Genomic DNA, 24,064 nt, shown 5'->3' with positions numbered 1-24,064 from the left:
GAAGTGGGGGGTCTTCTCGGCTCAAGATGATAAATGTTGCTCTTTTCTTCATCGAAGAATCGCTGTTTTTCACCGACCTTTTCGGTCAGCTCCGTTTTCATTTTTCACAACATAAAAACTTTTTCTTGCAACCGGTTGCGAAACAAAGCCGCGCTTGAAACGCGAAAACGGGAGGCATACAATGAAAAAGGCATAGTGAAACGGCGCCCAATCGCGCACACTAACGGTAAGCGCGAGCGGATTTTGGCAAAAAAGGAGCTGTGTTTTCGATGGCGAAAGTGCTAGCCATTAATGCGGGAAGTTCCTCGTTGAAATTCCAGCTGTTTGAGATGCCGGCAGAAACGGTGTTGACCAAAGGGGTCGTCGAACGGATCGGCTTTGACGACGCGATTTTCACCATTGTCGTAAACGGTGAAAAACATCAAGAAGTGACGGCGATTCCGGATCATGCCGCGGCCGTTAAAATGCTGCTTGATAAGCTCATTCGCTACGGCATTATCCGTTCGTTTGACGAAATTGACGGCATCGGGCACCGCGTCGTCCACGGCGGGGAGAAGTTCAGTGATTCGGTGCTCATCACCGAGGACGTCATCAAGCAAATTGAAGAAGTGTCCGAGCTCGCCCCGCTCCATAACCCGGCCAACCTCGTCGGCATTCGGGCGTTTCAGGAAGTGCTGCCGGACGTGCCGGCCGTGGCGGTGTTTGACACGGCGTTCCACCAGACGATGCCGGAACAGTCGTTTTTATACAGCTTGCCATATGAGTATTACACGAAATTCGGCATTCGCAAGTACGGCTTCCATGGCACGTCGCACAAATACGTCACCCAGCGGGCGGCGGAGCTTCTCGGCCGGCCGATCGAGCAGCTGCGCCTCATCTCGTGCCATTTAGGCAACGGGGCGAGCATCGCGGCGGTCGAAGGCGGCAAATCGATCGACACGTCGATGGGCTTTACGCCATTAGCGGGCGTCGCGATGGGGACGCGCTCTGGCAACATCGACCCGGCGCTCATCCCGTACATTATGGAAAAAACGGGAATGACTGCGGATGAAGTGATTGAAGTGCTGAACAAAAAGAGCGGCATGCTCGGTCTGTCCGGCATCTCGAGCGATTTGCGCGACTTGGAAAAAGCGGCCGCCGAAGGAAATGAGCGCGCGGAACTGGCACTTGAAGTGTTTGCGAACCGCATTCATAAGTACATCGGCTCGTATGCGGCGCGCATGTGCGGAGTCGATGCCATCATCTTCACCGCCGGCATCGGCGAGAACAGCGAAGTCGTGCGGGCGAAAGTGTTGCGCGGCCTCGAGTTTATGGGAGTTTACTGGGATCCCATCCTAAACAAAGTGCGCGGCAAGGAAGCGTTCATCAGCTATCCGCACTCGCCGGTCAAAGTGCTCGTCATCCCGACCAATGAAGAGTTGATGATCGCCCGCGACGTCATGCGGTTGGCGAATTTGTAAGCGGATTGTAATAAAAAGAATCGTTGCAGCCATTTTGGCCAAAACGGCTGCCCCAAACAAACGGGGCAGCCATTTTTTTGTTTTGCCGCTTTGGTGCGCTTGATTCTTGTTTCAACAACTCCGGACGGAGATGTCTTGCGTTTTTCGTCTCCCCGGCAATCATCGGAATTGCCGGCGGCGTTGTTTCACGCCAAAATGAGAGTGCATACTCGGTTGAAGGGAGTGAACGGATATGGCATTGTTTCGTGATGATGCTCATGTGTATCGGGTGATCGGCGAGTTTATGCAAATTCCGTCGCGCCCAAGGACGGAAATGGAGCTGCGCAGCTGGTGGGGACAGCATCCAGCGTATCAGGAATACGGCAACGAGGTGGAGCAAATCAATCGGATTGGAGAACAAATCCGCCGTTCCCGCGCCGCGTTCGTCTTTTATTTGACCGATCCGGAGGCGGTCATCAGCATCGATGCGAGGCGGCCGGAAACCGGTGAAAACTACGCCATTTATTTCGGGCAGGCAATCGATGCGCCTGATGTTGCCATCAAGACGACCGGCGATATCGCCCACCAATTTTGGGGCGGCAACATCAACGTTCCATTGGCGCTCATGACCGGAAAAATGAAGGCAAAAGGATCGAAAGCGAAGGCGCTGCAGCTTCTGCCGCGCATCGTGCCGGCGTTTCCGCTTTATCGGCGCTATTTGGAGCTGATCGGTGAGGATGGACTTCTTCATGCCTTGTGAGCTCGGCGCTGACAGGAAGGTGATGCCCCAAACGTCATTTAGATGTTTGGTTTGATGGAAATTTTTTGTAGCCCGCTTTCATGGCCGGACAAATGTCGGGTGAAAACGCAAAAGCAAAAGGAAAAATCCGAGCATCATCGGGATGGATGAATGATTGAAAGCGGTTTATAGTAAAAGTGGGCCAAAAAATTTCTGATAGTTCAAAATATTAAGGAGGTACTGATATGCCCAGTGTGAAAGAAGTGTTTCAGATGATCGATCAACAATTGAAAGAAGACATTTCACGAGCGGAAGGAATTGTCGCCGTGTATCAATTCAATTTGAGCGGCGATGAAGCCGGCGTCTACCAAGTCGTGCTCCGGCCGGATGCAGGATTTGTCATTGAAGGGGAGCAAGAGCCTTCTGATTGCACGTTAAGCATGGACAGTGAAGATTTTAAAAAAATGGCGGAAGGGGAATTGAACGGAACGGAGGCGTTTATGAGCGGGCGGCTTCGCATTGACGGAGATATGGGGCTGGCGCTTCGCCTTCAAGAAGTGCTCGCCGCATACAACAGTGCAAAGCAGGCTTAACGGAGGAAAAGAGGGCGGTCGACAAATCGGCTGTCCTCTGACAAACCGATAGGGGAGAAGCGGACGATGCGTTTGACGGATATTTGGAAACGAAACATAGAGGAATATGGACCGTATCCGTTGCTGGTATTCGAAGGAAAAGAATATACGAACATTGAATGCGATACCCGTTCGTCTCAGCTGGCTCATGCATTGATTGAACTTGGGGTCAAGCCGGGCGACCGCGTTGTTGTAACGATGCCGAACAGCCCGGAAGTCATCATCGCCTTTAGCGGCGTCTTGAAAGCAGGAGCGGTTGTCGTGCCGGTGTTGCCGCTGTTGCAGACGCAGGAGCTCCATTACATTTTTAAAGACTGCCAACCGAAAGTGGTGCTGACGGCGGAAATGCTGTGGGCGAAAGCGAAAGAGGCCGCCAATGGCTTGCCGGCGCCTCCGATGATCGTCACGCTGGACGCTCCGGATTCTCCTCACTCTTTGCGAACGAGAATGGAACAAGCTCCTGCCAGCCTGACGACGTCGGAAGTCAATGAAAACGATCCTGCGGCTTTGCTTTACACGTCGGGAACGACCGGCCAGCCGAAAGGGGTTGTGTTGACGCACCGCAATTTGTCCACGAATGCGGAAGCGGCCGCTGAGATGGCGAAGCGGCTGCCGACCGAATTTGCACGCGTCGGCCTTGGGGTATTGCCCATCTCCCATGCGTTCGGATTTACGATGATGAACGTCGCGCTCCTTTTGGGGGATCAAGTCGTCCTTTTGCCGTATTTTGAGCCGAAAAAAGCGCTCGAAGCGATCGAGCGGCATCGGGTGACGCATACGGCGATGGTGCCGGCGATGTTTCATGCTTTATGCCATTATGCCGAGGCCGACCGGTACGACACTTCCAGCTTGGTGGCTTGCATATCCGGTTCTGCGGCGCTGCCGCCCGAACTTGCTGAGCAGTTTCAGCGCAAGTTCAACTGTCTTATTTTGGAGGGATACGGTCTGTCCGAGGCGGCGCCGATTGTGACGGCGACGGATCCGACGAAACCGATCAAGCTTGGATCAGTCGGCTTGCCGCTTCCCGGGGTTCGGGTGGCGGTCGTCGATGAATACGGAAATCCCCTGCCGCCAAACGAAGTCGGAGAACTGATTGTGTCGGGTCCAAACGTTTTTCAAGGCTACTATGGAAAAGACGAGGAGACCCGCCAGGCGCTGCGCGACGGCTGGTTGTATACCGGCGATATGGCGCGCATCGATGAGGACGGGTATGTGTTTATCGTCGATCGGAAAAAAGATGTCATCATTCGCGGTGGATTCAATATTTACCCGCGCGATATCGAGGAGCTGCTGATGTCCCATCCGGACGTGCTGGAAGCCGGCGTCGTCGGCGTCCCTTCACCGAAAATGGGCGAAGAAGTCGCCGCGTATGTCGTCGTTCGGCGCGGGGCCCAAGTGACGGAAGCGGAGCTGGTCGAGTTTTGCCAAAAGCGGTTGGCGAAATACAAAACCCCGCGCTTTTTGAAAAAGGTCGGCTATTTGCCGAAAACGATGATCGGCAAAATCGACAAAAAGAAGCTGCGCGAATGGGCGAGCGAGTTCATTCCCGCTGTTCAATCGTAATGGAAAAGGAGAGGGGCAAGGTGATATCCTTTCAACCGTCGAAAGAAGAACAGGCGTTTTTTCAAGTTGCCCGCAGCCTAGCCGTTGAGAAAATTCGGCCGGTCGCAAGAGAGTGTGAAAAACATCGAACGGTTTCAGTTGATGTGAGCGAACGGGTGGATGAGCTCGGCTTGTCAACGCTCGAGCTTCCGGAATCGTGGGGAGGCTTGGAACTGCCGCTTCTGTCGCAAGCGCTCATTTGGCAAGCGCTCAGCTATGGCGATTTAGGCGTCATTCAAGGGCTTCCGGGGGCCGGGGAGGCGTCTTCCCTCTTTCGTCTGTCTCCCGAGCACCGCGTGTGGCACCGGTACCGGGAGATGGCGAAAGGCGGATGGCCGACTGTCGCCTGGATCGACGAAGCGGAACAAAAAGAACCGCTGAAGGAAGCGATTCGCGTGCGCCGGCGCGGCAGCGGATATATTGTGGACGGGGTGTCGTCTCCAGTCCGCTTGGCGTCGAAAGCCGACTGGGCGGTCATCGCCGCTAGGGACGAAGAAGAGGAAACGGTATTGCTCGCCTTTGATGAGCGAGTATGGGAGATCGAAGAAGGAGACATCAGGCTTGGGCTGCTGGCTGCCGGCATCGCTCGCCTTCGATTCGCAGAAGTGTACGCCGGTCCGGAACAACTCGTGGCCCGCGGCCCGGAAGCGGATGCATTGCTCAACCGCATGCGCGCCCGAAACCAAGTCATCGAAGCGGCGAAGGAAGTCGGCTTGATGGAGGCGGCGCTTGATTACACCATTGAATACACTGCGGGAAGAAAGGCGTTCGGACAGGAGATCGCCAAGTTCCAAGGGGTGTCATTTACGATCGCCGAAATGGCGTTCGAATGCCGCGGGGCGAAACTGCTTGTATGGCAAGCGGCTGCTGCAGTTGACCGAGGGGATGAACAGGCGGGCGGCTACGCCTGGAGCGCGTTGTCGCGAGCTCATCGTTCCCTGCGCTATGTCACCGATCAGGCCGTGCAAATGCTCGGCGGGCACGGGTACGTGCAAGAATACCCGGCTGAAAAATGGATGCGCGACGCCCAGGCGCAAGTGATGCTGTACGGCCGGGAAACGGATTGGCTCATCCGCCGCGGCGAACAGCTGCTGGGCAAACGGAAAGAGAGGGTGGCGCCATGATTTCCTTTGAATTCTCACCGCAGCAAAAACAAATCAAAGAACTCGTCCATTGGTTTGCTAAACATGAAGTGCGCCCGATCGCGCTGGAGGCCGACCGGCTCGGGCGGGTGCCGGACGAATGGCTGCAAAAAGTCAACAAAATGGGCATCCAGCTGAATGCGTCTTCGTTTGGCGGAGGGCGTGCTTCGGCTGATTCGGAAAAGAAAAAGGAGAAAAAAGAGCGCGAAGGCAACCGCGTGGCCGTCATCGCCGCTGAGGAGCTCGCGTGGGGATGCCCAGGCATCGCCCTTTCCCTTCCCGGCCCTGGCTTAGGCGGTCCGCCGATTCAATCGAGCGGCACGCCCGAGCAAAAGCAGCGGTTTTTGTCCATTTTCACGAAGGAGGAGCCGCGCTGGGGAGCTTACGCCTTGACGGAACCGGAAGCCGGCTCGGACGCGTCCGGCATCCGCACGACGGCGAAAAAAGTGGACGGCGGCTATGTATTAAACGGGCAAAAAATTTTCATCACCAACGGCGCCCGCGCTTCTTGGGTCGTCGTGTTCGCCACGGTTGATCCGAAGTTGGGCCGCGCCGGGCACCGGGCGTTTGTCGTCGAAAAAGGGACGCCGGGATTTGTCGCGACCCGCACCGTCCATAAGATGGGTTTGCGCGCCAATGAAACGGCGGAGCTCTTGTTTGAAGACTGCTTTGTTCCTGATGAAAATTTGCTTGGCGGTGAAGAGTTGTATAGCGCAAATGCGAATAAACCGTCCGGTTTCCAAGTGGCGATGAAAACATTTGACAGCACGAGGCCGATCGTCGCGGCCATGGCCGTCGGCATCGCCCGCGCCGCCTATGAATATACGCTTGACATCGTTCGCAGCGAGTACCCGAAACAAGGACGGTTGTACTATGAAGCAGCCGCCCTGCTTGCCGAGGCGGAGCAAGAGATTGACGCTGCTCGCCTGTTGACGTGGGAAGCGGCGTGGAAAGCCGACATTGGCGAGCCGAATGCGATGGAAGCGGCCGTCTGCAAAGCAGTCGCCGGTAAAATGGCGCTTCATGTGTGCGCGATGTGCTTGGAGCTCCTCGGCCCGGTCGGTCTTGACGGGCATTTGGTGGAGAAGTTGTACCGCGATGTGAAAGTGTTTGACATTTTCGAAGGCACGCAGCAAATCCAGCGCCTTGTCACAGCAAGACGGTTGTATGCGCCATACGGCGTGCACGTATAGAAGAGCGAGGCGGCGACCCAAACATCTCCGCTCGCGGTGGAGAGCGATGATCATTTGTGAAGTTTGCCGGTTCGATTGAACGAAAGGGGGAATTCCGATGCCTTATGAAACGTTGCGCATAGAGCGGCGAAACAAAGGAGTCGCTTGGGTGATGATCCACAACCCGCCGGCGAACGCCATTAGCGAGCGATTAATGGAAGAATTGGAGAAAGCGGCCGATGAATTGGAAGCCGACCGCGGAGTGCGCGTTGTCGTCATCGCGTCGGCCCATCCGAAAACGTTTCTCGCCGGCGCTGATTTAAAGGACATGATTCAGCGAGGAACCCAGTTTGCCGGCAATGAAGCGGGCATCGCCGAACAAAGCGCCCGCATGCAGCGCTGTTTCGACCGGTTCGCGACGATGCCGAAGCCGGTCATCGCGGCCATCAACGGCTATGCGCTCGGCGGCGGCTGTGAATTGGCCCTGGCGTGCGATTTCCGCATCATGGGCGGCGGCAAAATCGGCCTGACAGAAGTCTCGCTCGGCCTCATTCCCGGCGCGGGTGGCACGCAGCGGCTGACGCGCCTCGTCGGGCGGGCGAAAGCGACGGAACTCATTTTTCTCGCCAGACGGCTTGAACCGCAAGAAGCGCTCGAACTCGGCCTTGTTCATCGCGTCACGCCCCCGGAGCGGTTGGAAGAAGAGGCGTCGGCGTTTGCCGAGCAACTGTCAGAAGGGGCCGTGCGGGCGATGGGGCTCGCCAAGCGGGCCATCTATGCGGCCGAAGGGCTTCCAGAAGACGGATTTGGCATCGAAGCGGCGTCATTTGCGGCAACGTTTAAGACAGGAGAGCCGGCGATTGGGCTGGCGGCGTTTTTCCAAAAGAAACAACCGCAATTTTTACGTTAAACGGAGGGATCACCGATGTCGTCATGGGCGGAACTGCTGAAAGGAAAAGTGGCGGTCGTCACTGGCGCCTCACGCGGCCTCGGGCGCGCCGACGCCTTGGCGCTTGCCGAAGCGGGAGCGGATGTCGTCATTACCGATATTTTGCTCGAATCGGATGAAGAAAGCAAACAGACGGCGCAAAAATATGGGCCGCTCTCACAAGTGATGCAGAGTACAAAAGTGGTGTACGCCGAAAAGACAGCGGAAGACATTCGCGCCATGGGGCGGCGGGCGCTGGCTCTCAAAATGGACGTCACCGACCGCGAGCAAGTGAAAGAAGTGTTTGCCCGCGTCAAGGAAGAGTTTGGTTCCATTGACATTCTCGTCAACAACGCCGGCACGCTCGACCACGTTTCGCAAATCGAAAAGCAAAACGATGAGTTTTGGGAGCGCGATTTGCGGGTGAACCTGACCGGCACGTACAACTGTACGAAAGCGGTATGGCCGTATATGAAAGAGCAAGGATGGGGGCGGATCATCAACATGTCGTCTGTTGCCGGGACGCTTGGCGGCTTCGGCCAAGCGAGCTATTCGGCCACGAAAGGAGCGGTGTTGAGCTTTACGAAAAGCATGGCGCTTGAAGGGGCGCGCTACGGCATCACCGTCAACGCCATCGTGCCGGGCATCATCAATACAGAAGCATTCCGCATGGGCAACCCGAAAATGAACGAGCGGATGATCCAGCGCACCGCGTTCCGCCGCCCGGGCGAACCGGAAGACGTCGCCAACGCCATCGTGTTCCTTTGTTCCGATAAAGCGAAATACATTACGGGGATTGGGTTGAATGTTTCAGGAGGCATCGAATTGTTTACGTTCTGATGAATAAGCGGCCCGCTTTGGAATGTGGCGATTTGGACATAGGAGGAGAGGCCTGCGGCGGCTCTAGCCTCGCAGGGAAACGGTTCGATTTTGATACGGAACAGGAGGAGCGGCATGAGGGAAGTCGTCATTGTCGACGCTGTGCGCACGGCGATCGGCAAGAAAAAAGGGGCGCTCTCGAACGTCCATCCGGTCGATTTGCTTGTTCCGGTGCTGCGGGCGCTTGTCGACCGAAATGGGCTGGATGCCAGCTTGGTGGAAGACGTCATCGTCGGCTGTGTGACGATGACTGGGGAGCAAGGCGGCAATATCGGCCGCCAGGCGGTGCTTGCCGCCGGATTTCCGGCCAGCGTGCCAGCGTTTTCATTAAACCGGATGTGCGGCTCGAGCCAACAGGCGATTCATAGCGCGGCGCAGGCGATTTTGGCCGGCGACATCGACATCGCCATCGCCGCCGGGGTCGAAAGCATGACACGCGTTCCGATGGGAAGCGACATGGGGCGGTTCAGCCGCCAGCTGACAAGTCGGTACAACATCGTGCCGCAAGGGATTTCTGCGGAGATGATCGCGAAAAAATGGGGATTGTCGCGGGAAGAGCTTGATGCGTTTTCCTTGCAAAGCCATGAAAAGGCGGCGGCGGCAACCGACCGCGGGATGTTTGAGCGGGAAATCATTCCGCTTGACGTGCCGGGCGAGGAGGGGACGGTGTCCTTCACCCGCGACGAAGGGATTCGGCGCGACACCTCGCTCGAAAAGTTAGCAGCGTTAACGCCATCATTTCAGCCAAAAGGCGGTGTCATCACGGCCGGCAACTCAAGCCAAGTGAGCGACGGAGCGGCCGGCGTGCTGCTCATGTCGGCAGAAAAAGCCCGGCAGCTCGGTTTGCGACCGAGAGCCCGCATCGTCGCCCGCGCGGTCGTCGGCGAAGATCCGATTCTGATGCTCACGGGCGTCATCCCGGCCACGCGCCGCGTGCTCGAAAAAACGGGACTGCGCCTTGAGCAAATCGATGTCATCGAAATCAATGAAGCGTTCGCTTCCGTCGTCAAGGCGTGGGAGCGGGAGCTCGAGCCGGATATGGCGAAAGTCAATCCGCGCGGTGGGGCGATCGCCCTCGGCCATCCGCTCGGCGCGAGCGGCGCCCGGCTGATGACAACGCTGCTCCATGAGCTTGAGGACATGGACGGGAAATACGGATTGCAAGTGATGTGCATCGGCTTTGGCATGGCGACAGCCACGATCATCGAGCGGTTGTAAGCAGAAAGGGGGAAGCGGGGTGCACGCATCACTCGAAACGGCCAAGCCAAAACCGGCGCGCGACTTTGCGGCCATTGGCGCCGCCATTGAAGAGGAGCTGGCTGCCATTACGGCGGGAAAACGGCGGCGGAAAATCATCGCCACGCTCGTCAAAAACGGGCTTGGCATGGTGCTTGGCGATGCCATCGCCTATAAGCTGCGGGGAAAGGGGGGGGACAACGACTATTGGCGCCATATCGGCCGCCGGCTGCGCCTAGCGTTTGAGGAGCTCGGCCCGACGTTCATCAAGCTCGGGCAGGTGCTTGTCACAAGGCAAGACTTATTGCCAGAGCCGATTACGCTTGAGCTGGAGAAATTGCTTGACCGGGTGCCGCCCATTGAGTTTGCCAAAATCGAGTACATTTTGGAGCGGGAGCTGCCTGACGGCTTGGAGACGTTTGAATGGATTGAGGAGGAGCCGCTCGGTTCGGCGTCGCTCGCCCAAGTGTACAAAGCCAAATTAAAAGACGGACCCGTTGTGGCTGTCAAAGTCGTGCGTCCGACGGTCGAAAAGCTGTTTCGGACCGATATCGCCATTATCAAAAAAATGGCCGCCCGCCTGCAAAAGCGGCTGCCGCCCGAACTGCAGGCCGCCCTTGACCTCGGGGGGCTCGTGCAAGATTACTACAGCAGCGCCATGGATGAGCTTGACATGACGGAAGAAGCAAGAAAAATGCAAGAAATGAAGCAAAAGTACGAAAGGAGGGCTGAACATGTCACGGTTCCGCACGTGTATGAAGCGACGAAAAACGTCTTGATCATGGAGTACATTGACGGTTGGCTCATTAAAGACTTCCCTGTCGATGTTCTCACCTTCGAAGATCGGGTCAACATCATGATCGACCTTGTCCATCATTACGTGCAAACGATGCTTGACGGCCATTACCATGCGGATGCCCACGGCTCCAACATTATGATCGACAAGCGGACGAAAAAGGCGGTCATCATCGACTGGGGGATGACCGGGCGGATGGACAGCATTATGGCGCAAATTTTGATGCGTGTCATTTTGCACATCCAGCTCAATCAGGCGGAAGACGCCGCCGAAGTGTTTATGGAACTGATGTCGCCCACCATTTACACCGATGTCGTCAAATTGAAAGATGAACTGCGGACGTTGACGTTAAACTATGTGTCCGCCCATCAAGGGAGCAGCCGCTACAACTATGGCCGCCTCGTCCTTGAAGCGACGGCGATCGGGCTCCGCAACTACTGCAAAGTGCCCAACGGCTTGGCGCTTTGGGCGAAAGGATTTTCCGCCACCGAAGGGACGGCGCGCTGGATTTGCCCGGAAATTTCGTACGGCGAGGTCGTTGAGGCGTATGAAATTCCGATTTTAAAAAGCATTCTCGGAAAGCGCTTTAATTTTCGCGCCAACGCCAGCTTTGTCGCTGAAACGGCGGAAATGATCGCCACCTTCCCGCGCCGGTTCAACAAAGTGTTGGAGACGCTTTCGGAAAACAAATGGCGCATGACCGTGCAAGTCCAAACCGACCCGGTGACGCGCAATACGCTCAATCAAATCGCCAACCGGCTGGCGCTTTCCCTCATCGCGTTTGCCATCATTATGGCCACCGGGTTCATCATCGCCAGCATCCCGGGCGGAACGTTTCTCGGCATGGGCAAAACGACGATCGCCAACATCGGGTTGGCCGCTTCTGTCATCTTGGTCGTTTTCCTTGGCTGGCGGCTGTTCCGGACGCGCAAACAGCGGCCGCGATTTTAAAGAGGGAGGAAGGAACATGCGCGAGGAACAAGAAGAGCTGACGATGTCAAAGCGTATCGAGGCGTTTTACCGGCAAAGCGGCGGACCGGGCAACCCGACCATTCGCCGGTTGCTGGATAAGCATTTGCTTTATGGAAAGGATCATGGCATTCCAGGAAAACGGGAAGAATTCGAAGACGCGTTTCGTGAGGTGTTTTTGCAAGATCATTCAACACGCTCGCTTATTCTCGGTTTTTTTAAGCTGAAATCAGCGCTCAAGCAGGAATGGGACGCCTATTTGGATGCATTGCGGGGCCGCGGCATCCGTGAAGAGGAAGCGGATATGGCCAGCAAGCGGGCGTAATGGGCGGATGGAAAAGGAGGGAACGACATGGCAAAAGCCGCAGTATTGCACCGCTACGGGGAGCCGCTGTCAATCGAAGAACTGGATTTGGCAAGCCCCAAGCGCGGGGAAGTCAAAGTGAAAATGAAAGCGGCGGGCCTTTGCCATAGCGATTGGCATGTGGTTCAAGGGCAATTGCCGCTCCCGCTTCCCATTGTGCTCGGCCACGAAGGAGCGGGCATTGTCGAGGAAGTCGGGGAAGGGGTGACAAGTGTCAAACAAGGCGACCATGTGGTGCTCAATTGGGTGCCGTCATGCGGGACGTGCAGCTACTGCCGCACCGGGCGGCCCGATATGTGCGAGGAGGCGGCTCGACTGACGGCGACCGGCACGCTGCCGGATGGGACGACGCGCTTTTCCCTCGGCGGAAAGCCAGTCTATCAATTTCTCACCGCCGGGGCGTTCAGTGAGCGCACGATCGTGCCGGAGCAGGCGGTCATCCCGATCCGTCGGGATGTGCCGTTTGAACTGGCGGCCTTGATCGGCTGCAGCGTCATGACTGGGGTGGGGGCGGTCATTCATACGGCCCGCGTTCGCCCGGGCAGCACAGTTGCAGTCATTGGCGCCGGCGGCGTCGGCTTCAACATCATCCAAGGAGCGGCGCTGGCTGGGGCTAAACAAATTATCGCCGTCGACATTGTCGAGGAAAAATTGGCGATGACGAAAACGTTCGGGGCGACGCATACAGTCAACGCCCGCGAGGAAGATGCCGTCAGCGCCGTGCTCGACTTGACTGACGGCCTCGGCGTCGACTACGCGTTTGAAGCGATCGGCCGCCCGGAAACGATGGCGGACGCGTACAACATGACGAGAAAGGCGGGAACGACAGTCATCGTCGGCATCGCCGCGCCGCATGAAACGGTGGAGATCAACGCCTTTTCGCTGCCATCCCAATCGAAAACGTTGACTGGTTCTTGGCTCGGCCAAGGTAATCCCCCGGTCGACTATCCGAAGCTGCTCGACTTGTACGCGGCGGGCAAGTTGAAGCTTGAACCGCTCATCAGCGCTGTCTATGCGCTCGAACAAATTAACGACGGGTTCGCCGCCTTAAAGAGCGGGCAAAACATCCGCGGCCTGATCCGCTTTGATGAATAAAAGCGCACCAAAAAAGAGCGGCAATGCCTCACGGCGGTCTTCAGCCGAAGGGCTCTGGAATGATCCGTCCCTGCCAGAAGCGGGATTCCGTAAGGCGGCCGTTCATTGGGCGACATCACCAACTTAGAAGGAATTAGGGATGGGGACAGCGCCTTTACGCGACATCACCAACTTAGAAAGGGGAAAACGATATGCCGATGTTTCAAAGTGAGCAAGAGCTGTATGACGTTCTCGGTCGCTTTTTTGAAAAAGTGGCGGAGACGGAAGAATCGAAACAATTGATCGCTGGAATGGAGTTGGGAGCTGGCTATGACGCGTTTGTCCAGTACGTGTTCCATAAGCCGGAAGCGAAAATTACGTGGACGCAAGAAAACGGGAGGCTGAAAATCGTCTGCGGCGAGACGGACTTGCGGCCGGAGCTCATTTTTGAGCAGACGGCGGATGTCGGGCATAAGTTTTGGCTTGGGAAGCTCGACTTGCAGCAGGCGCTCGCCCGCCAGCAAATCAAAGTGCAAGGCCCGCTCGTGAACGCGTTGAAAGTGCTGCCGCAGCTTGACGCCATCTACCCGGCGTACCGCGAATATTTGCAGGAAATCGGACGAAGCGATTTATTGCCGTAGCGGCCTGTTGATTCAGCGCCCGATCGATCGGGAGCGTGGAGCGATGAAAAGGAGGAGATGACAATGATTTCCGCTCAAACGACAGAAGCGGATTTATGGATTGATGGAGAATGGCGGCCGTCCTCAAGTGGCGAACGGTTTGACGTCATCGATCCAGCGACGGGCGAAGTGACGGCACGCGTCGCCAACGCTGGGGAAGACGATGTTGACGCGGCGGTTGCTGTCGCACAAGAGGCGTTTTTGGATCAGCGCTGGCTGGCGATTCCGCCGCTCGAGCGCGGGCGCATCTTGCGCCGCATTGCTGAGCTGATCCGCCAGCATCACGATGAGCTGGCCCGGCTGATGACAAGGGAAAACGGCATGCCGATCAACATGGCGCGGTTTATCGAAATTCCGCTCGCCGCCGATTGTTTCGACTTTTTCGCCTCGCTTGTCGTCAAGCCGCAAGGAGAGGTGCTGCCGTTTTCCGTTGCCGGCGCGGCGCCCGATTATATGGCGTGGACGATGAAAGAGCCGATCGGGGTGGCGGGACTGATTACGCCATGGAACTTCCCGCTTTTGATGCCGGCATGGAAAATCGCCCCGGCGCTGGCGGCGGGCTGTACGATGGTGCTAAAACCGGCGCCGGAAACGCCGCTAACGGCGCTCAAACTTGCCGAACTTTGCCAGGAAGCCGGCGTGCCGGACGGCGTCGTCAACGTTCTGCCGGGGCGGGATGAGGCGGGCAAAGCGCTCGTCCGCCATCCGAACGTGCCGAAAATCGCGTTTACCGGCGAGACGGCAACGGGGCGCCATATCTTGCAGGCGGCCGCTCCCCACATTAAGCGGGTGACGCTCGAGCTGGGCGGCAAGTCGCCGAACATCATTTTTGCCGATGCCGATCTCGAACAGGCGGCAAAAAGCGCGCTGTTTGGCGTGTTCTACAACTCCGGGCAAGTATGCCAGGCCGGGAGCCGCATTTTAGTCGAACGGCCGGCGTACGAAACGTTCGTCCAGCTGCTGGCCGACCGGGCCAACACATTGCGGCTCGGCCCCGGAATGAGCGCGCGCACCGACATTGGTCCGGTCGTCAGCCGCGAGCAGTACGACAAAGTGCTGCGCTACATCGGTATCGGCGGGCAGGAGGGAGCGAAACTGGTGGCCGGGGGGAGCGCACGGTCGGAGCTTGGCGGCTACTTTATCGAGCCAACGGTCTTTGCCGATGTCAAACCGTCGATGCGCATCGCCCGTGAAGAAATTTTTGGCCCGGTGGCGGCGGTTATTCCGTTCGAGGATGAAGAAGAAGCCGCTTCCATTGCCAATGATACGATGTATGGCTTGGCAGCAGCGGTGTGGACGAACGACATCAAGCGGGCGCTCCGCTTAGCGCGCCGGGTGAAAAGCGGAACCGTCTGGATCAACACGTATCAAGTGCTGTCGCCGACGGTCCCGTTTGGCGGCTATAAGCAAAGCGGCCTCGGCCGCGAGCTCGGGATGCAGGCGCTTGAGCCGTATTTGGAGACGAAAACCGTCATTTGTGACTTAAACGACCGGCCGATGACTTTGTTTTAAGAGAGGGGTTTAAAAGACCGGTGACAACCAGCCGGTTCGCTCGATTTGCGAGAAGCCGAAAGGGAGCGCGTGATGGTGCTGCAAAATGTTTCCGCTTGAGAAACGCGGTTGAGAGCACCTTTTTCCCTTACATCACTAGCCTTCAAAGGAGGAGAAAAGCGATGACTCGCCATGATGGATTTCAAACGGTGAAAGGAACGATCGATTGGGAGCATCCGATGTACAAATTGTATGAAAAAGCGAAGCGGAATGGGAAATGGAACCCGGCTGACATTGATTTCAGCCAAGACAAAGAAGATTTCGCCCGTTTGACAAGCGAAGAAAAGATCGTGGCGCTGCCGCTCGTCGCCGGCTTTTCCGCCGGAGAAGAGGCGGTGACGCTCGATATTTTGCCGATGACGAACGCCCTCGCGCGCCAAGGGCGGCTCGAGGATGTCCTGTTTTTAACGACGTTTATGCACGACGAAGCGAAACATGTCGAGATGTTTTCCCGCTGGCAGCAAGCCGTTGGCATTGGACAAATGGACTTGTCCGTCTTCCATAACGACCATTACAAACGAATCTTTTACGAAGCGCTGCCGGAAGCGATGGATCGATTGTATACCGACGACTCGCCGCAAGCGATCATCCGCGCCGCCACGGTGTACAACATGATTGTCGAAGGAACACTTGCCGAATCGGGGTATTATACATTCCGGCAAATTCACAAAAAAGCTGGGCTGTTCCCAGGGCTGCTGCAAGGCATCGATTATTTGAACATGGACGAGGGCCGCCATATTCAGTTTGGTCTGTACACGATCCAGCGGCTTGTCAACGAAGACGAGCGGTATTACGATTTGTTCATCCAATATATGGATGAATTATGGCCTCATGTTGTCGGCTATGTCGCCTATTTGACCGAGCTCGGACAGCGCCAGCAGCAGCTCGCCCGCACATCTACGTTAGAAATCGATTATGAGATGCTGAACAACTATGTTATCAAGCAGTTCAACATCCGCAAAAAACAAATCAGCCGCACGAAGCGGTATGACAGCGTCGAGGAACTGGAAAAAACATCTGCCGAGTCCTAGAGCAGACGGGCGGGTTTCGCCCGCCCGCCTGCGTCTGGCAGAAGAAAAAATCGGTTTCGCCAGCATCCTTCTGGAGGGAACCGGAAAGCAGCAGGAGAGAAAGGGATTCGTGCCCGATGTCTGTGGCAACTGTCGGTTTCGTGGGAAACAAGGTATTTATTTTGGGGGGAATAGGGATGAAGAAAGAATCATCGGATGGGAGAAAAACAGGGGGTATGAAAAATGGGGAACTTGTTTGCGGTCAATCCAAAACGATTTGCGATTGCGGGCGGAACGGGATTTCTCGCAGTCATCGCCCTAGTTGCTATGTTGCTTCTGTCAGGGACGGCGTTTGCCGCGTTTCCGCTGTCAGGCGTCGGCGGATTTACGATCAGCGCAGATAAAATTACGGGCACCGGATTTAAACTGTATCCTGCCATCGGTGAAACGGAACAAAGAGGGGCCTGGGGACAGGCAGCCATCGACTTGGCGTCGGCGAACATCACGAATTTGGTGCTGGCGAAAAACATTAACACTGAATCGGCTCTCGGCGCTTATGGTATTAAAAGCATCGATGTCGTCGTCACCGGCGGCAATGTAAGTGGGCAAAATTTGAGACTGCGCGTCACCGGCATTCAAACGGACAGCACGTCATTTGCCGGCTTGGAGGTGCAAGAGCATAAAACCGACAACCCACTCAATGTCATAGACATGAGCGCGCCGAACTTGACGCTTGACAAACCGAGCTTGAATACGCATTACCTGTCGGCGGGCTCGATCACCATTCCGAACATGAAGGTGAAATTGATTGCCAACATGAAAGATGGAAGCCGGATCGGCGACTTTTAATCCGTTCTGATCATCATTTGGATGCGAGCTGTTCATGCCCTATTCCTCCCAAAATAAATGAGAAGTTCTATTTGTCATCTTGTTTCCTGTGTCATCACGTATTCATGCACAAGGCTTGTGCGCCGCTTCTTTTCATACAGGAAGGTTTTCTTCTCATCATCGCTTTTGGCAAATGAAGGGATGGTAAAGCAAGGGGGAGCCAAGAGACGAACTGCGGCGTGTTCATGCTGTTGCTCGGCCAAAAAGGAACTGAAAACAGTTAAGGAGGCAAGATGAGATGATGAGGAAAATAGTTGAAATGGGACAAATGACGGCCATCGGTGCGCTGACGGGCGCGTTTATCAGTGGAATCGTCGTTCGCGGTGGAGTGAACGGAGCGCTGTGGGGGGGACTGTTGTTGGCGGTCGTTCTCTCCTTGCTTGTCTGGTTCTTTTCTAACCGTCCAACGGCGATGGTCCGCATGAAATACGGAGCGGCTGCTTTTTTGCCGGGGATGCTTGTTGGTGGCAGCCAATGGGTGTCGCTTGGGGCTGTCGGCGCTGTGGTGGGAGGGATAGCAAGCAGCGTGCTGGCTGCTTTTTTGGCACATGACATCATCGAGAAGCAGGAAGAACAAGGACGATACATTCGCACACGGTTTCATTATATTTGGTTGTTTTTTGGAGGATCCGTTGCGACGTTTTGTGCTTTGAACGCCTTTTTTGCCGTTGAGCAGGCGGTGCCGTGGCAAACATGGGTGCGCTCCATTCCTATGGTGGTTCAGACATCGGTCGTTCTGGCTGTCGTGCTGCTTGGGTCTGTCATTTGCGTCGGTTGGAAAAAGAGAAACGCTGAAACTTGGCAGCAAGCGTGGACGTCTGCCCGCCGCCCGAGAGGAGTGCTAGTGGTTGGTGGAATGGTGGCCATCATCGCCGCTTCGCTTTTCCATTACGGCTTTTTGTCTGTCCATACCGCCGCCCGCTTCGTCGGTCCTCTGTTGTCGTATGCCTTCGGTTGGATGTTGCCGTGTGCTGTCGGGTATTTGCTTGCCGCCAACCGCCGTCGCCCTGTTTTAGGATCGGTGCTGGCGATGATTGGTGCGGTGTTTGTCTTGATTGTAGGTATCAGTGTGTTTCCAATGTTGTTGCTTCCTGGAAGTGGACTGATGTGGGCTGGGCTGGTAACGGGGTTGGTGATGATCGTTTTGGCCATTTTAAGCATCATCAAGCCGCAAAGCCATGTGGTACTCGGCAGTTTTCTCATTCTTGCTTCCATTCTTTCGTTTGTCGGTGCAGCCGGCGGCCTGATCATCGGGGGCATCATCGGTCTTTTGGGCGGTGCGCTGGTGGCGGGATGGAACGGACGGCAAGCGGGGGAGACGGACAGCGACTATCCTCCTCCCGCTTCACCTCTTCCCAACCGCTCATCAACGATGACGGGATGAAGGAGGAGACAAATGAAATCAAGCAAATGGTTGAAAACAGCGCTTCTCGCTTTGACGCTTCTTCTCTGCCTGCCGCTTGGCGGTTCGCGTTCGCTCGCCGCAGGGGAGGAACAAGGATTTGTCATTCATGCTGATAAAGTCGTCGGCATCTTCGATTTGGGGGGCATCATTCTTGGGTCGCCGAAAGTGATCGTCGGCAAGCTTCCAATTGCCTTCATCCAAGCGGACATCAGCGGATTGTCAATGGAACGAGCCATCGACACGCCGCAAGGAACAATCGTGCTGTCGATTCGATCGGAAGGAACGGCGAGCGCTACTTGGATGAAGCTTGATGTGACGAAATTGAAGTTCGGGGGCCTTTGCTTGGATGGATTTCCGCTTAAGCAGTGTTTGAGGGACGTCACATTGGTGGCGACGAAGATGACGGCCTCCCGCCTCTCCATCCCTGGCATGTCGCTGTCGGCTTCATCTTCTGGCGCCGCTTTGGCGCCAGCGGAGCAAAGCGCGCTTGAACAAACCGATCTCGCGCAAGAAGCGGAACGGCTCGTCTGGCAGCTGGATGAACAAAAGCAAGGCGACAACAGCGCCGCCCGCATGGTCGAGACGCTGCAAGCAGACGTCCCGGCGTTGGCAAAGCGCGTCAAGGCTAGAGCAGCTGAATGGCAGGCGTTCGCCGAAAAGCTGGACGCTGTTTCGGCTTCCCTCCAACAGCTTGAGCAAGTCATGGCGGGCGGACGAACAGCTGAAAGCGTAGAAAGAGCACAATATGAAGAAATCACGGTTCGCCTGCAGGAGTGGAACGAAATGATCGATCAACAAACGGCTGCCCTTCGACAAGATATCGAGAAATGGAAAGAACAAGACGCTCTATGGAAGAACGCAGTTTCGTATGCAACAGAAACGTTGAAGCTTGGAGAACAATCAAAAGCGATGAATCTTCTTTCGGCTTTGCGTTCGTCGCTTGATAGCGTCAAACAACAACTTGACAAGCTGGAAACGGATGAAGCAGTTTGGCGCAAAACGGCGAACGAGCTTGAACAGCGGCTGAATGCAGTGGCTGAATGGTTGAAGTCCAAACCGGCTGCCGAAGCGAACAGCACGGATGGACGTTCTCAGCCCCCGCTTCCTTCGCCGGGAGCAGATGAGGAAGGAAAACGGTAAAGACATAGAAGGTTGGTAATGATAGAAAAGAAATGCTCTTCTTGAACTGCAAAACGATACAACGCTTTTTTCATCTCAAAGCGACAAGTTCGCGCAATGGTGGTTTTTTCACCGACCTTATAGGAAACGAGGGGCAAGGCGTTTGGCTCCTTGCCCTGTTGGTGTAGACCGATTTCAGCAAGAAGCGCTCATGCCGCCGCTGTGTTAAATGATTCCGTCGCGAATCGCTTTGACGATGGCTTCTGTCCTGTTTTTGGCGTTCATTTTTTGCAAAATGGCGGACACGTAATCGCGCACCGTGTATTCGCTCAAATGAAGCCGTTTCGCCGCTTCGTACGTCGATGCTCCTTCGGCGACGAGCTTCAGCACTTCGATTTCCCGCGGCGATAAATGCGGCGTCGGCTGAACGAGATCGGAACGCCCTCCGCTGCATTTGGCCAAAATCTCCCCCGCGCTTTGTCCGAATTTCATCACTGCCGTGTAAAGATCATTGGACAATTGAAAGGACGTCTTCGGCCCGCAATCCAAAATGGCGGCGCCGATAAGCCGATTTTCCGACGGCGCGTAAATGGGAGCGATGACGATCGATTCCAGTTGAAACTGCTTGACGTATTTCATCGGCAATCCTTGCGCCGCATGGCGGACATAAATGGGCGGCACGTTCGTCATCTGGCGGCCGAGCAGCTGCAGCTGTTGGATGTATTGCTTAATGAACGGAAGGCTGTCGATGTGTTCGTGAATGCTTTTGATGTCATGATTGTCCAGCTGATAGCCGTACAGTCCGAATCCGCTTTCATGAGTGCTTGAATAGGCGAACAGGGCACATCGTTCAAATGGCAAGTAAGCGACAAATCCGGTTGAAATGTACTCGATCGCTTCGTTCAGCGATTTGGCCCGCATAATCCATTGGTCAAACAACAAGACGGCGTCTTTCCAAAGCTGCTGCTCTTTTGTGCGGATGGCAGCCTTCCGGGCGGCATGAAACTGTTCGAGGGTGTGAAGAAGAAACGGGGTGACGAGCCGATCTTCCCCTTCCGCGCAAACGAGCAACAGATCGCCCCCCCATGGGAGCGGAATCAATCGCGTTCCACTCGCATCGATGCAGGAAAGAATACGTTCACATAAAGCGAAAATCGTTTCTCCATACATCGGTTCTTCTGTGAGCGCATCGGCCGCGCTTCCATGCCATTTGGCGACGATGAATCCGCCATCAGCTGTCCTTGCCAGCTGGGCGATCCATGCGATCGGCAGTTGCTTGGATGAAACGATTTGCGAAAGAAACTGCTCAAAATCGAATTCGGGGCAGCCAGACGCATTGACGGACTCAAGAAGTTTGGAAAAAACGTACTGAACGGCTTGATGAACGCGAAATTCTACAACACCGTCCGATTGGATGGCTTCGTGAACCGCGTTTTCCATCATCGATAAAATGGAGGTGAACTGGTTGGGCGACAGCTCGCCGTTTCGTTTTTCCCACTCGCGGCGAAATGACGCCAGCCATTCATCGATATCATTCATGGGATCAAGCCATTGCGAAGAGAACACGTCAACGGCAAGCCGCAAAGGATGGGCGGCAGCGTGCTGCTTGTCCTCTAGCTCGACGCATTTGTCCAGCCAAGCGGAGAAAATGTCGTCGCGGTGCTTCCGAATCATCTCCCATCCTTCTTTCAAAATGGCTTCTAATCGGATTGACAAGCGCAAGTCCATTCGTTTTCCCTCCTTAAGTTTTTTTCTTGTTTTTGTCCAACCGATATCATTGCTTCCGTTTCGGGTATCGATCGTTCCATACAATTGGGCGTCATGGGCGTCGGATGTTGGTTGATGCCGGGAGAGAAAAACGAGTGCAAAGATGTTGGGAACAAGAGAAACCGGTTGCGGAAAGTCCTATGATCATCGTGGTGATATATATTAATAATATTATAACAATTCTGCCTATTATGATACAAATGGTTTGCGAACCGTATTTGCGTTGTGTACGATAAGAGATAAAGAAACGAAAGGGGATCATAAACGGATGAGCACGACCGAACATAAACAAGAAGCCCCCAAAACCGTCCGTTGCAAAGTCATCACCGTCAGCGACACGAGAACGGAGGAAACCGACCGAAGCGGCCGGCTGATGATCGAGCTGCTCACGGAAACCGGGCATGAGGTCGTCGGCTATGAGATCGTCAAAGACGAAGCGGACGCCATTCGCGAGGCAGTGCTTGACGGCTGCCGCCGCGCCGATGTCGATGCCGTGCTCACGAACGGCGGCACCGGCATCGCCAAGCGCGACGTGACGATCGAAACGGTCGGTGCGCTGCTTGAGAAAGAACTCGTCGGCTTTGGCGAGCTGTTCCGCTTCTTAAGCTACACCGAAGACATCGGCCCGGCCGCCATGCTGTCGCGCGCTGTCGCCGGCGTGGCGATGGACACCGCCGTCTTTTGCACCCCCGGCTCCACCGGCGCCGTGCGCCTCGCGATGACGAAGCTCATTTTGCCGGAGCTTGGGCATGTCGTGCGGGAGATTCGGAAGGATAGGGCGCCGCGTTGACGAAAAGAGAACATAAGCGAAAAAGGGGATGCCCGCTGCGGGCATCCTCTTTCATTCATCAAGCCTTGATGCATTTTTCCCGCTCTTGATTGCGCAAGATGAACCGCTGGATTTTTCCGCTTGGCGTTTTCGGCAGTTCGGCGACAAATTCGACTTCGCGCGGGTATTCATGCTTGGATAAGCGCGTTTTGACGAACAAGGACAGCTCGTCGGCCAGCTCGTCCGACGGCGCAAAGCCTTCTCTGAGCACGACAAACGCTTTGACGATTTCCCCTTTGACGGGATCCGGCTTCCCGACGGCGGCTGCTTCGACGACAGCCGGATGCTCAAGGAGGCAGCTTTCAATTTCAAACGGCCCGATGCGGTAGCCGGCGCTCGAGATGATGTCGTCCGCCCGTCCTTGGAACCAGAAATACCCGTCTTCGTCTTTTGTCGCCAAATCGCCGGTCAAAAACCACTTGCCGACGAGCCGCTCGGCGGTTTTTTCAGGGTCTTTCCAATACCCCTTAAAGACGTTGGGGATCGAGTCGGTGTTAAAGGCAATTTGTCCGACTTCGCCGTCGGCGACCGGGTTTCCGTTCTCATTGAGCAGGGCGACGTCAAAGCCCGGAAGCGGCCATCCCATCGAGCCTGGCCGGATTTCCATCTCGGCGGCGTTGAAGTTTCCGATCAGCATCAACGTTTCCGACAAGCCATAATGGTCATGGATCGTAACGCCCACGTGCTCTTGGAAAAAGCGGATGACTTCCGGATTGAGCGGCTCGCCGGCCGAGCTCATGGCGCGCACGTTCAGTTGATAGCGGCGAATGACGTCCGCGCCGGCCGCCGCCATCGCCCGGTACGCGGTCGGGGCGTACGCGAAATTGGTCACCCGGTATTTTTCCATCAAGGAATAGCACGTCTCCGGCTTAAACGGCCCTTCGTAAAAGACGATCGGCACGCCAAAGGCCATCGGTGCAAAGGTGCAAAAGATCAACCCGTACGCCCAGCCCGGATCCGCCCCGCCGAAAAAGACATCGTCATCGCGCAGGCCAATCGCATAGCGCATATACGGATAAATGTTGATGAGCACGTTATGCGGCCACATGGCGCCTTTTGGCATCCCGGTCGAGCCGGATGTATACTGAATCGCGAGCAGATCGTCGACCGTCGTTTCTTCGATCGAGTGCTCAGTCGACTCTTTCGAAAGCGTTTCCCAAAATGGCTGGTCTTGATCATGAGATGGTCCGTCAATGACAAAAATGTGTTCCAATGTCGGCATGTTGTCCCGCGTCGGCAGTTTGGCGCGCTGTTCCTTGTTTGTCAAGAGGACTTTCGCCTCGGAATGGTTGATGCGATATTCAATCGCCTGTGGGCCAAACGCGGTAAAGAGCGGCACATACACGGCTCCGACTTTCCAAGCCGCCAAAATGTAGACGACAAGGGCCGGGTTTTTCGGCATAAGCGCGCAGACGCGATCCCCTTTTTTCACGCCCAGCTTGCGGAACACGTTCGCCATTTGGTTGGACCAATCGCGCAATTGCCGATAGGTGATCGTTTTTTGCTCTCCTAAAGCGTTTTCATAAAACAGCGCAATGCGGTTCGGATCCTCGGCATACCGGTCGCATACTTCGTGGGCGGCGTTGAACCGGCTGCGGGGATCCCAATCATAATGGGCGAATGCATGGTCCCAAGAAAACGATTGAATGATTGAAGCGGGTGATAGATGGTTGGCCATGTCTGATCCCTCCGTTGTGTGAAAAGTATTTAAATTAATAATAATTCACATAGAACTAAAATTCAACGTATTGTTAAAGAACAGTGTCATGACAAACGAATCTGTTTGCACACAATCCGGACAAAGGAGGTGATCTCGAAAGCGGCGGCAAAGACCGCATGTGAC

The 24,064-nt window shown here is 55.6% G+C and carries 21 protein-coding genes; 19 read left to right on the top strand and 2 right to left on the bottom strand.

The window, feature by feature from the left end; translation table 11 throughout:
- The first annotated feature begins 269 nt into the window (after nucleotides 1–269).
- The 18 genes from BRO54_RS05685 (at nucleotide 270) to BRO54_RS05595 (ending at nucleotide 19,646) form a co-directional block, all read left to right on the top strand.
- A complete protein-coding gene (locus tag BRO54_RS05685) occupies nucleotides 270–1,460 on the top strand; it encodes an acetate kinase (RefSeq protein WP_011232259.1) in 1,191 nt (396 codons plus the stop codon).
- 232 nt (nucleotides 1,461–1,692) lie between these two features.
- The gene (locus BRO54_RS05675) at nucleotides 1,693–2,199 is read left to right on the top strand and encodes a hypothetical protein (RefSeq protein ID WP_015375625.1); all 507 of its coding nucleotides are present in this window, start codon (nucleotides 1,693–1,695) and stop codon (nucleotides 2,197–2,199) included.
- Between the two features lie 224 nt (nucleotides 2,200–2,423).
- Entirely contained in the window at nucleotides 2,424–2,771 is a 348-nt protein-coding gene (locus BRO54_RS05670; protein WP_015375624.1) for an SCP2 sterol-binding domain-containing protein, read from the top strand.
- A 66-nt stretch (nucleotides 2,772–2,837) separates the two neighbouring features.
- Nucleotides 2,838–4,373 carry a class I adenylate-forming enzyme family protein gene (locus BRO54_RS05665; protein ID WP_063330138.1) on the top strand — a complete coding sequence of 512 codons (1,536 nt, stop codon included), beginning with the start codon at nucleotides 2,838–2,840 and terminating at the stop codon, nucleotides 4,371–4,373.
- Nucleotides 4,374–4,393: 20 nt separating this feature from the next.
- A complete protein-coding gene (locus BRO54_RS05660; protein WP_074043388.1) occupies nucleotides 4,394–5,536 on the top strand; it encodes an acyl-CoA dehydrogenase family protein in 1,143 nt (380 codons plus the stop codon).
- A complete protein-coding gene (locus tag BRO54_RS05655) occupies nucleotides 5,533–6,747 on the top strand; it encodes an acyl-CoA dehydrogenase family protein (protein ID WP_074043387.1) in 1,215 nt (404 codons plus the stop codon). The genes BRO54_RS05660 and BRO54_RS05655 overlap by 4 nt, the downstream gene beginning before the upstream one ends.
- 97 nt (nucleotides 6,748–6,844) lie before the next feature.
- Nucleotides 6,845–7,636: an enoyl-CoA hydratase/isomerase family protein gene (locus BRO54_RS05650; RefSeq protein ID WP_074043386.1), complete on the top strand. Its 792-nt coding sequence runs from the start codon at nucleotides 6,845–6,847 to the stop codon at nucleotides 7,634–7,636.
- A gap of 15 nt (nucleotides 7,637–7,651) precedes the next feature.
- The gene (locus BRO54_RS05645) at nucleotides 7,652–8,494 is read left to right on the top strand and encodes an SDR family NAD(P)-dependent oxidoreductase (protein WP_011232252.1); all 843 of its coding nucleotides are present in this window, start codon (nucleotides 7,652–7,654) and stop codon (nucleotides 8,492–8,494) included.
- A gap of 114 nt (nucleotides 8,495–8,608) precedes the next feature.
- A complete protein-coding gene (locus BRO54_RS05640) occupies nucleotides 8,609–9,751 on the top strand; it encodes a thiolase family protein (RefSeq protein WP_074043385.1) in 1,143 nt (380 codons plus the stop codon).
- Nucleotides 9,752–9,770: 19 nt separating this feature from the next.
- On the top strand, nucleotides 9,771–11,516 hold the full coding sequence (locus BRO54_RS05635; protein WP_074043384.1) for an ABC1 kinase family protein: 1,746 nt from the start codon (nucleotides 9,771–9,773) through the stop codon (nucleotides 11,514–11,516).
- A gap of 16 nt (nucleotides 11,517–11,532) precedes the next feature.
- Nucleotides 11,533–11,859 (top strand): hypothetical protein, encoded by a 327-nt coding sequence (locus BRO54_RS05630; RefSeq protein WP_063330143.1) that lies wholly within the window; start codon nucleotides 11,533–11,535, stop codon nucleotides 11,857–11,859.
- Nucleotides 11,860–11,886: 27 nt separating this feature from the next.
- On the top strand, nucleotides 11,887–12,993 hold the full coding sequence (locus BRO54_RS05625; protein WP_074043383.1) for a Zn-dependent alcohol dehydrogenase: 1,107 nt from the start codon (nucleotides 11,887–11,889) through the stop codon (nucleotides 12,991–12,993).
- A gap of 191 nt (nucleotides 12,994–13,184) precedes the next feature.
- Nucleotides 13,185–13,613: a hypothetical protein gene (locus BRO54_RS05620; RefSeq protein WP_062898872.1), complete on the top strand. Its 429-nt coding sequence runs from the start codon at nucleotides 13,185–13,187 to the stop codon at nucleotides 13,611–13,613.
- Between the two features lie 63 nt (nucleotides 13,614–13,676).
- The gene (locus BRO54_RS05615; protein WP_062898871.1) at nucleotides 13,677–15,164 is read left to right on the top strand and encodes an aldehyde dehydrogenase family protein; all 1,488 of its coding nucleotides are present in this window, start codon (nucleotides 13,677–13,679) and stop codon (nucleotides 15,162–15,164) included.
- 131 nt (nucleotides 15,165–15,295) lie between these two features.
- Nucleotides 15,296–16,234 carry a R2-like ligand-binding oxidase gene (locus BRO54_RS05610; protein ID WP_257722325.1) on the top strand — a complete coding sequence of 313 codons (939 nt, stop codon included), beginning with the start codon at nucleotides 15,296–15,298 and terminating at the stop codon, nucleotides 16,232–16,234.
- Nucleotides 16,235–16,456: 222 nt separating this feature from the next.
- Nucleotides 16,457–17,062, top strand: a complete 606-nt coding sequence (locus BRO54_RS05605) for a DUF6230 family protein (protein ID WP_074043382.1) — start codon at nucleotides 16,457–16,459, stop codon at nucleotides 17,060–17,062.
- Between the two features lie 280 nt (nucleotides 17,063–17,342).
- Nucleotides 17,343–18,485, top strand: coding sequence for a DUF6114 domain-containing protein (locus tag BRO54_RS05600; RefSeq protein WP_063167285.1), 1,143 nt, complete (start codon nucleotides 17,343–17,345; stop codon nucleotides 18,483–18,485).
- A 12-nt stretch (nucleotides 18,486–18,497) separates the two neighbouring features.
- Nucleotides 18,498–19,646 carry a hypothetical protein gene (locus tag BRO54_RS05595; protein ID WP_062898868.1) on the top strand — a complete coding sequence of 383 codons (1,149 nt, stop codon included), beginning with the start codon at nucleotides 18,498–18,500 and terminating at the stop codon, nucleotides 19,644–19,646.
- A gap of 204 nt (nucleotides 19,647–19,850) precedes the next feature.
- Here the strand turns inward: BRO54_RS05595 and BRO54_RS05590 are convergent, their stop codons facing one another.
- Complete coding sequence (locus tag BRO54_RS05590; protein ID WP_062898867.1) at nucleotides 19,851–21,353, bottom strand: response regulator transcription factor; 1,503 nt, start codon at nucleotides 21,351–21,353, stop codon at nucleotides 19,851–19,853.
- A gap of 307 nt (nucleotides 21,354–21,660) precedes the next feature.
- Here BRO54_RS05590 and BRO54_RS05585 point away from each other — a divergent pair, with 307 nt between their 5' ends.
- Nucleotides 21,661–22,182 (top strand): MogA/MoaB family molybdenum cofactor biosynthesis protein, encoded by a 522-nt coding sequence (locus BRO54_RS05585; protein ID WP_062898866.1) that lies wholly within the window; start codon nucleotides 21,661–21,663, stop codon nucleotides 22,180–22,182.
- Between the two features lie 58 nt (nucleotides 22,183–22,240).
- Here BRO54_RS05585 and BRO54_RS05580 read toward each other — a convergent pair whose 3' ends face one another.
- Complete coding sequence (locus tag BRO54_RS05580) at nucleotides 22,241–23,899, bottom strand: acetate--CoA ligase (protein WP_074043381.1); 1,659 nt, start codon at nucleotides 23,897–23,899, stop codon at nucleotides 22,241–22,243.
- Between the last annotated feature and the right edge of the window lie 165 nt (nucleotides 23,900–24,064).

Source organism: Geobacillus proteiniphilus (assembly GCF_001908025.1).
Lineage (GTDB): Bacteria > Bacillota > Bacilli > Bacillales > Anoxybacillaceae > Geobacillus > Geobacillus proteiniphilus.
The sequence above is the reverse complement of the archived record's forward strand: the minus strand, read 5'-3'. Positions and strand labels throughout refer to the sequence as shown.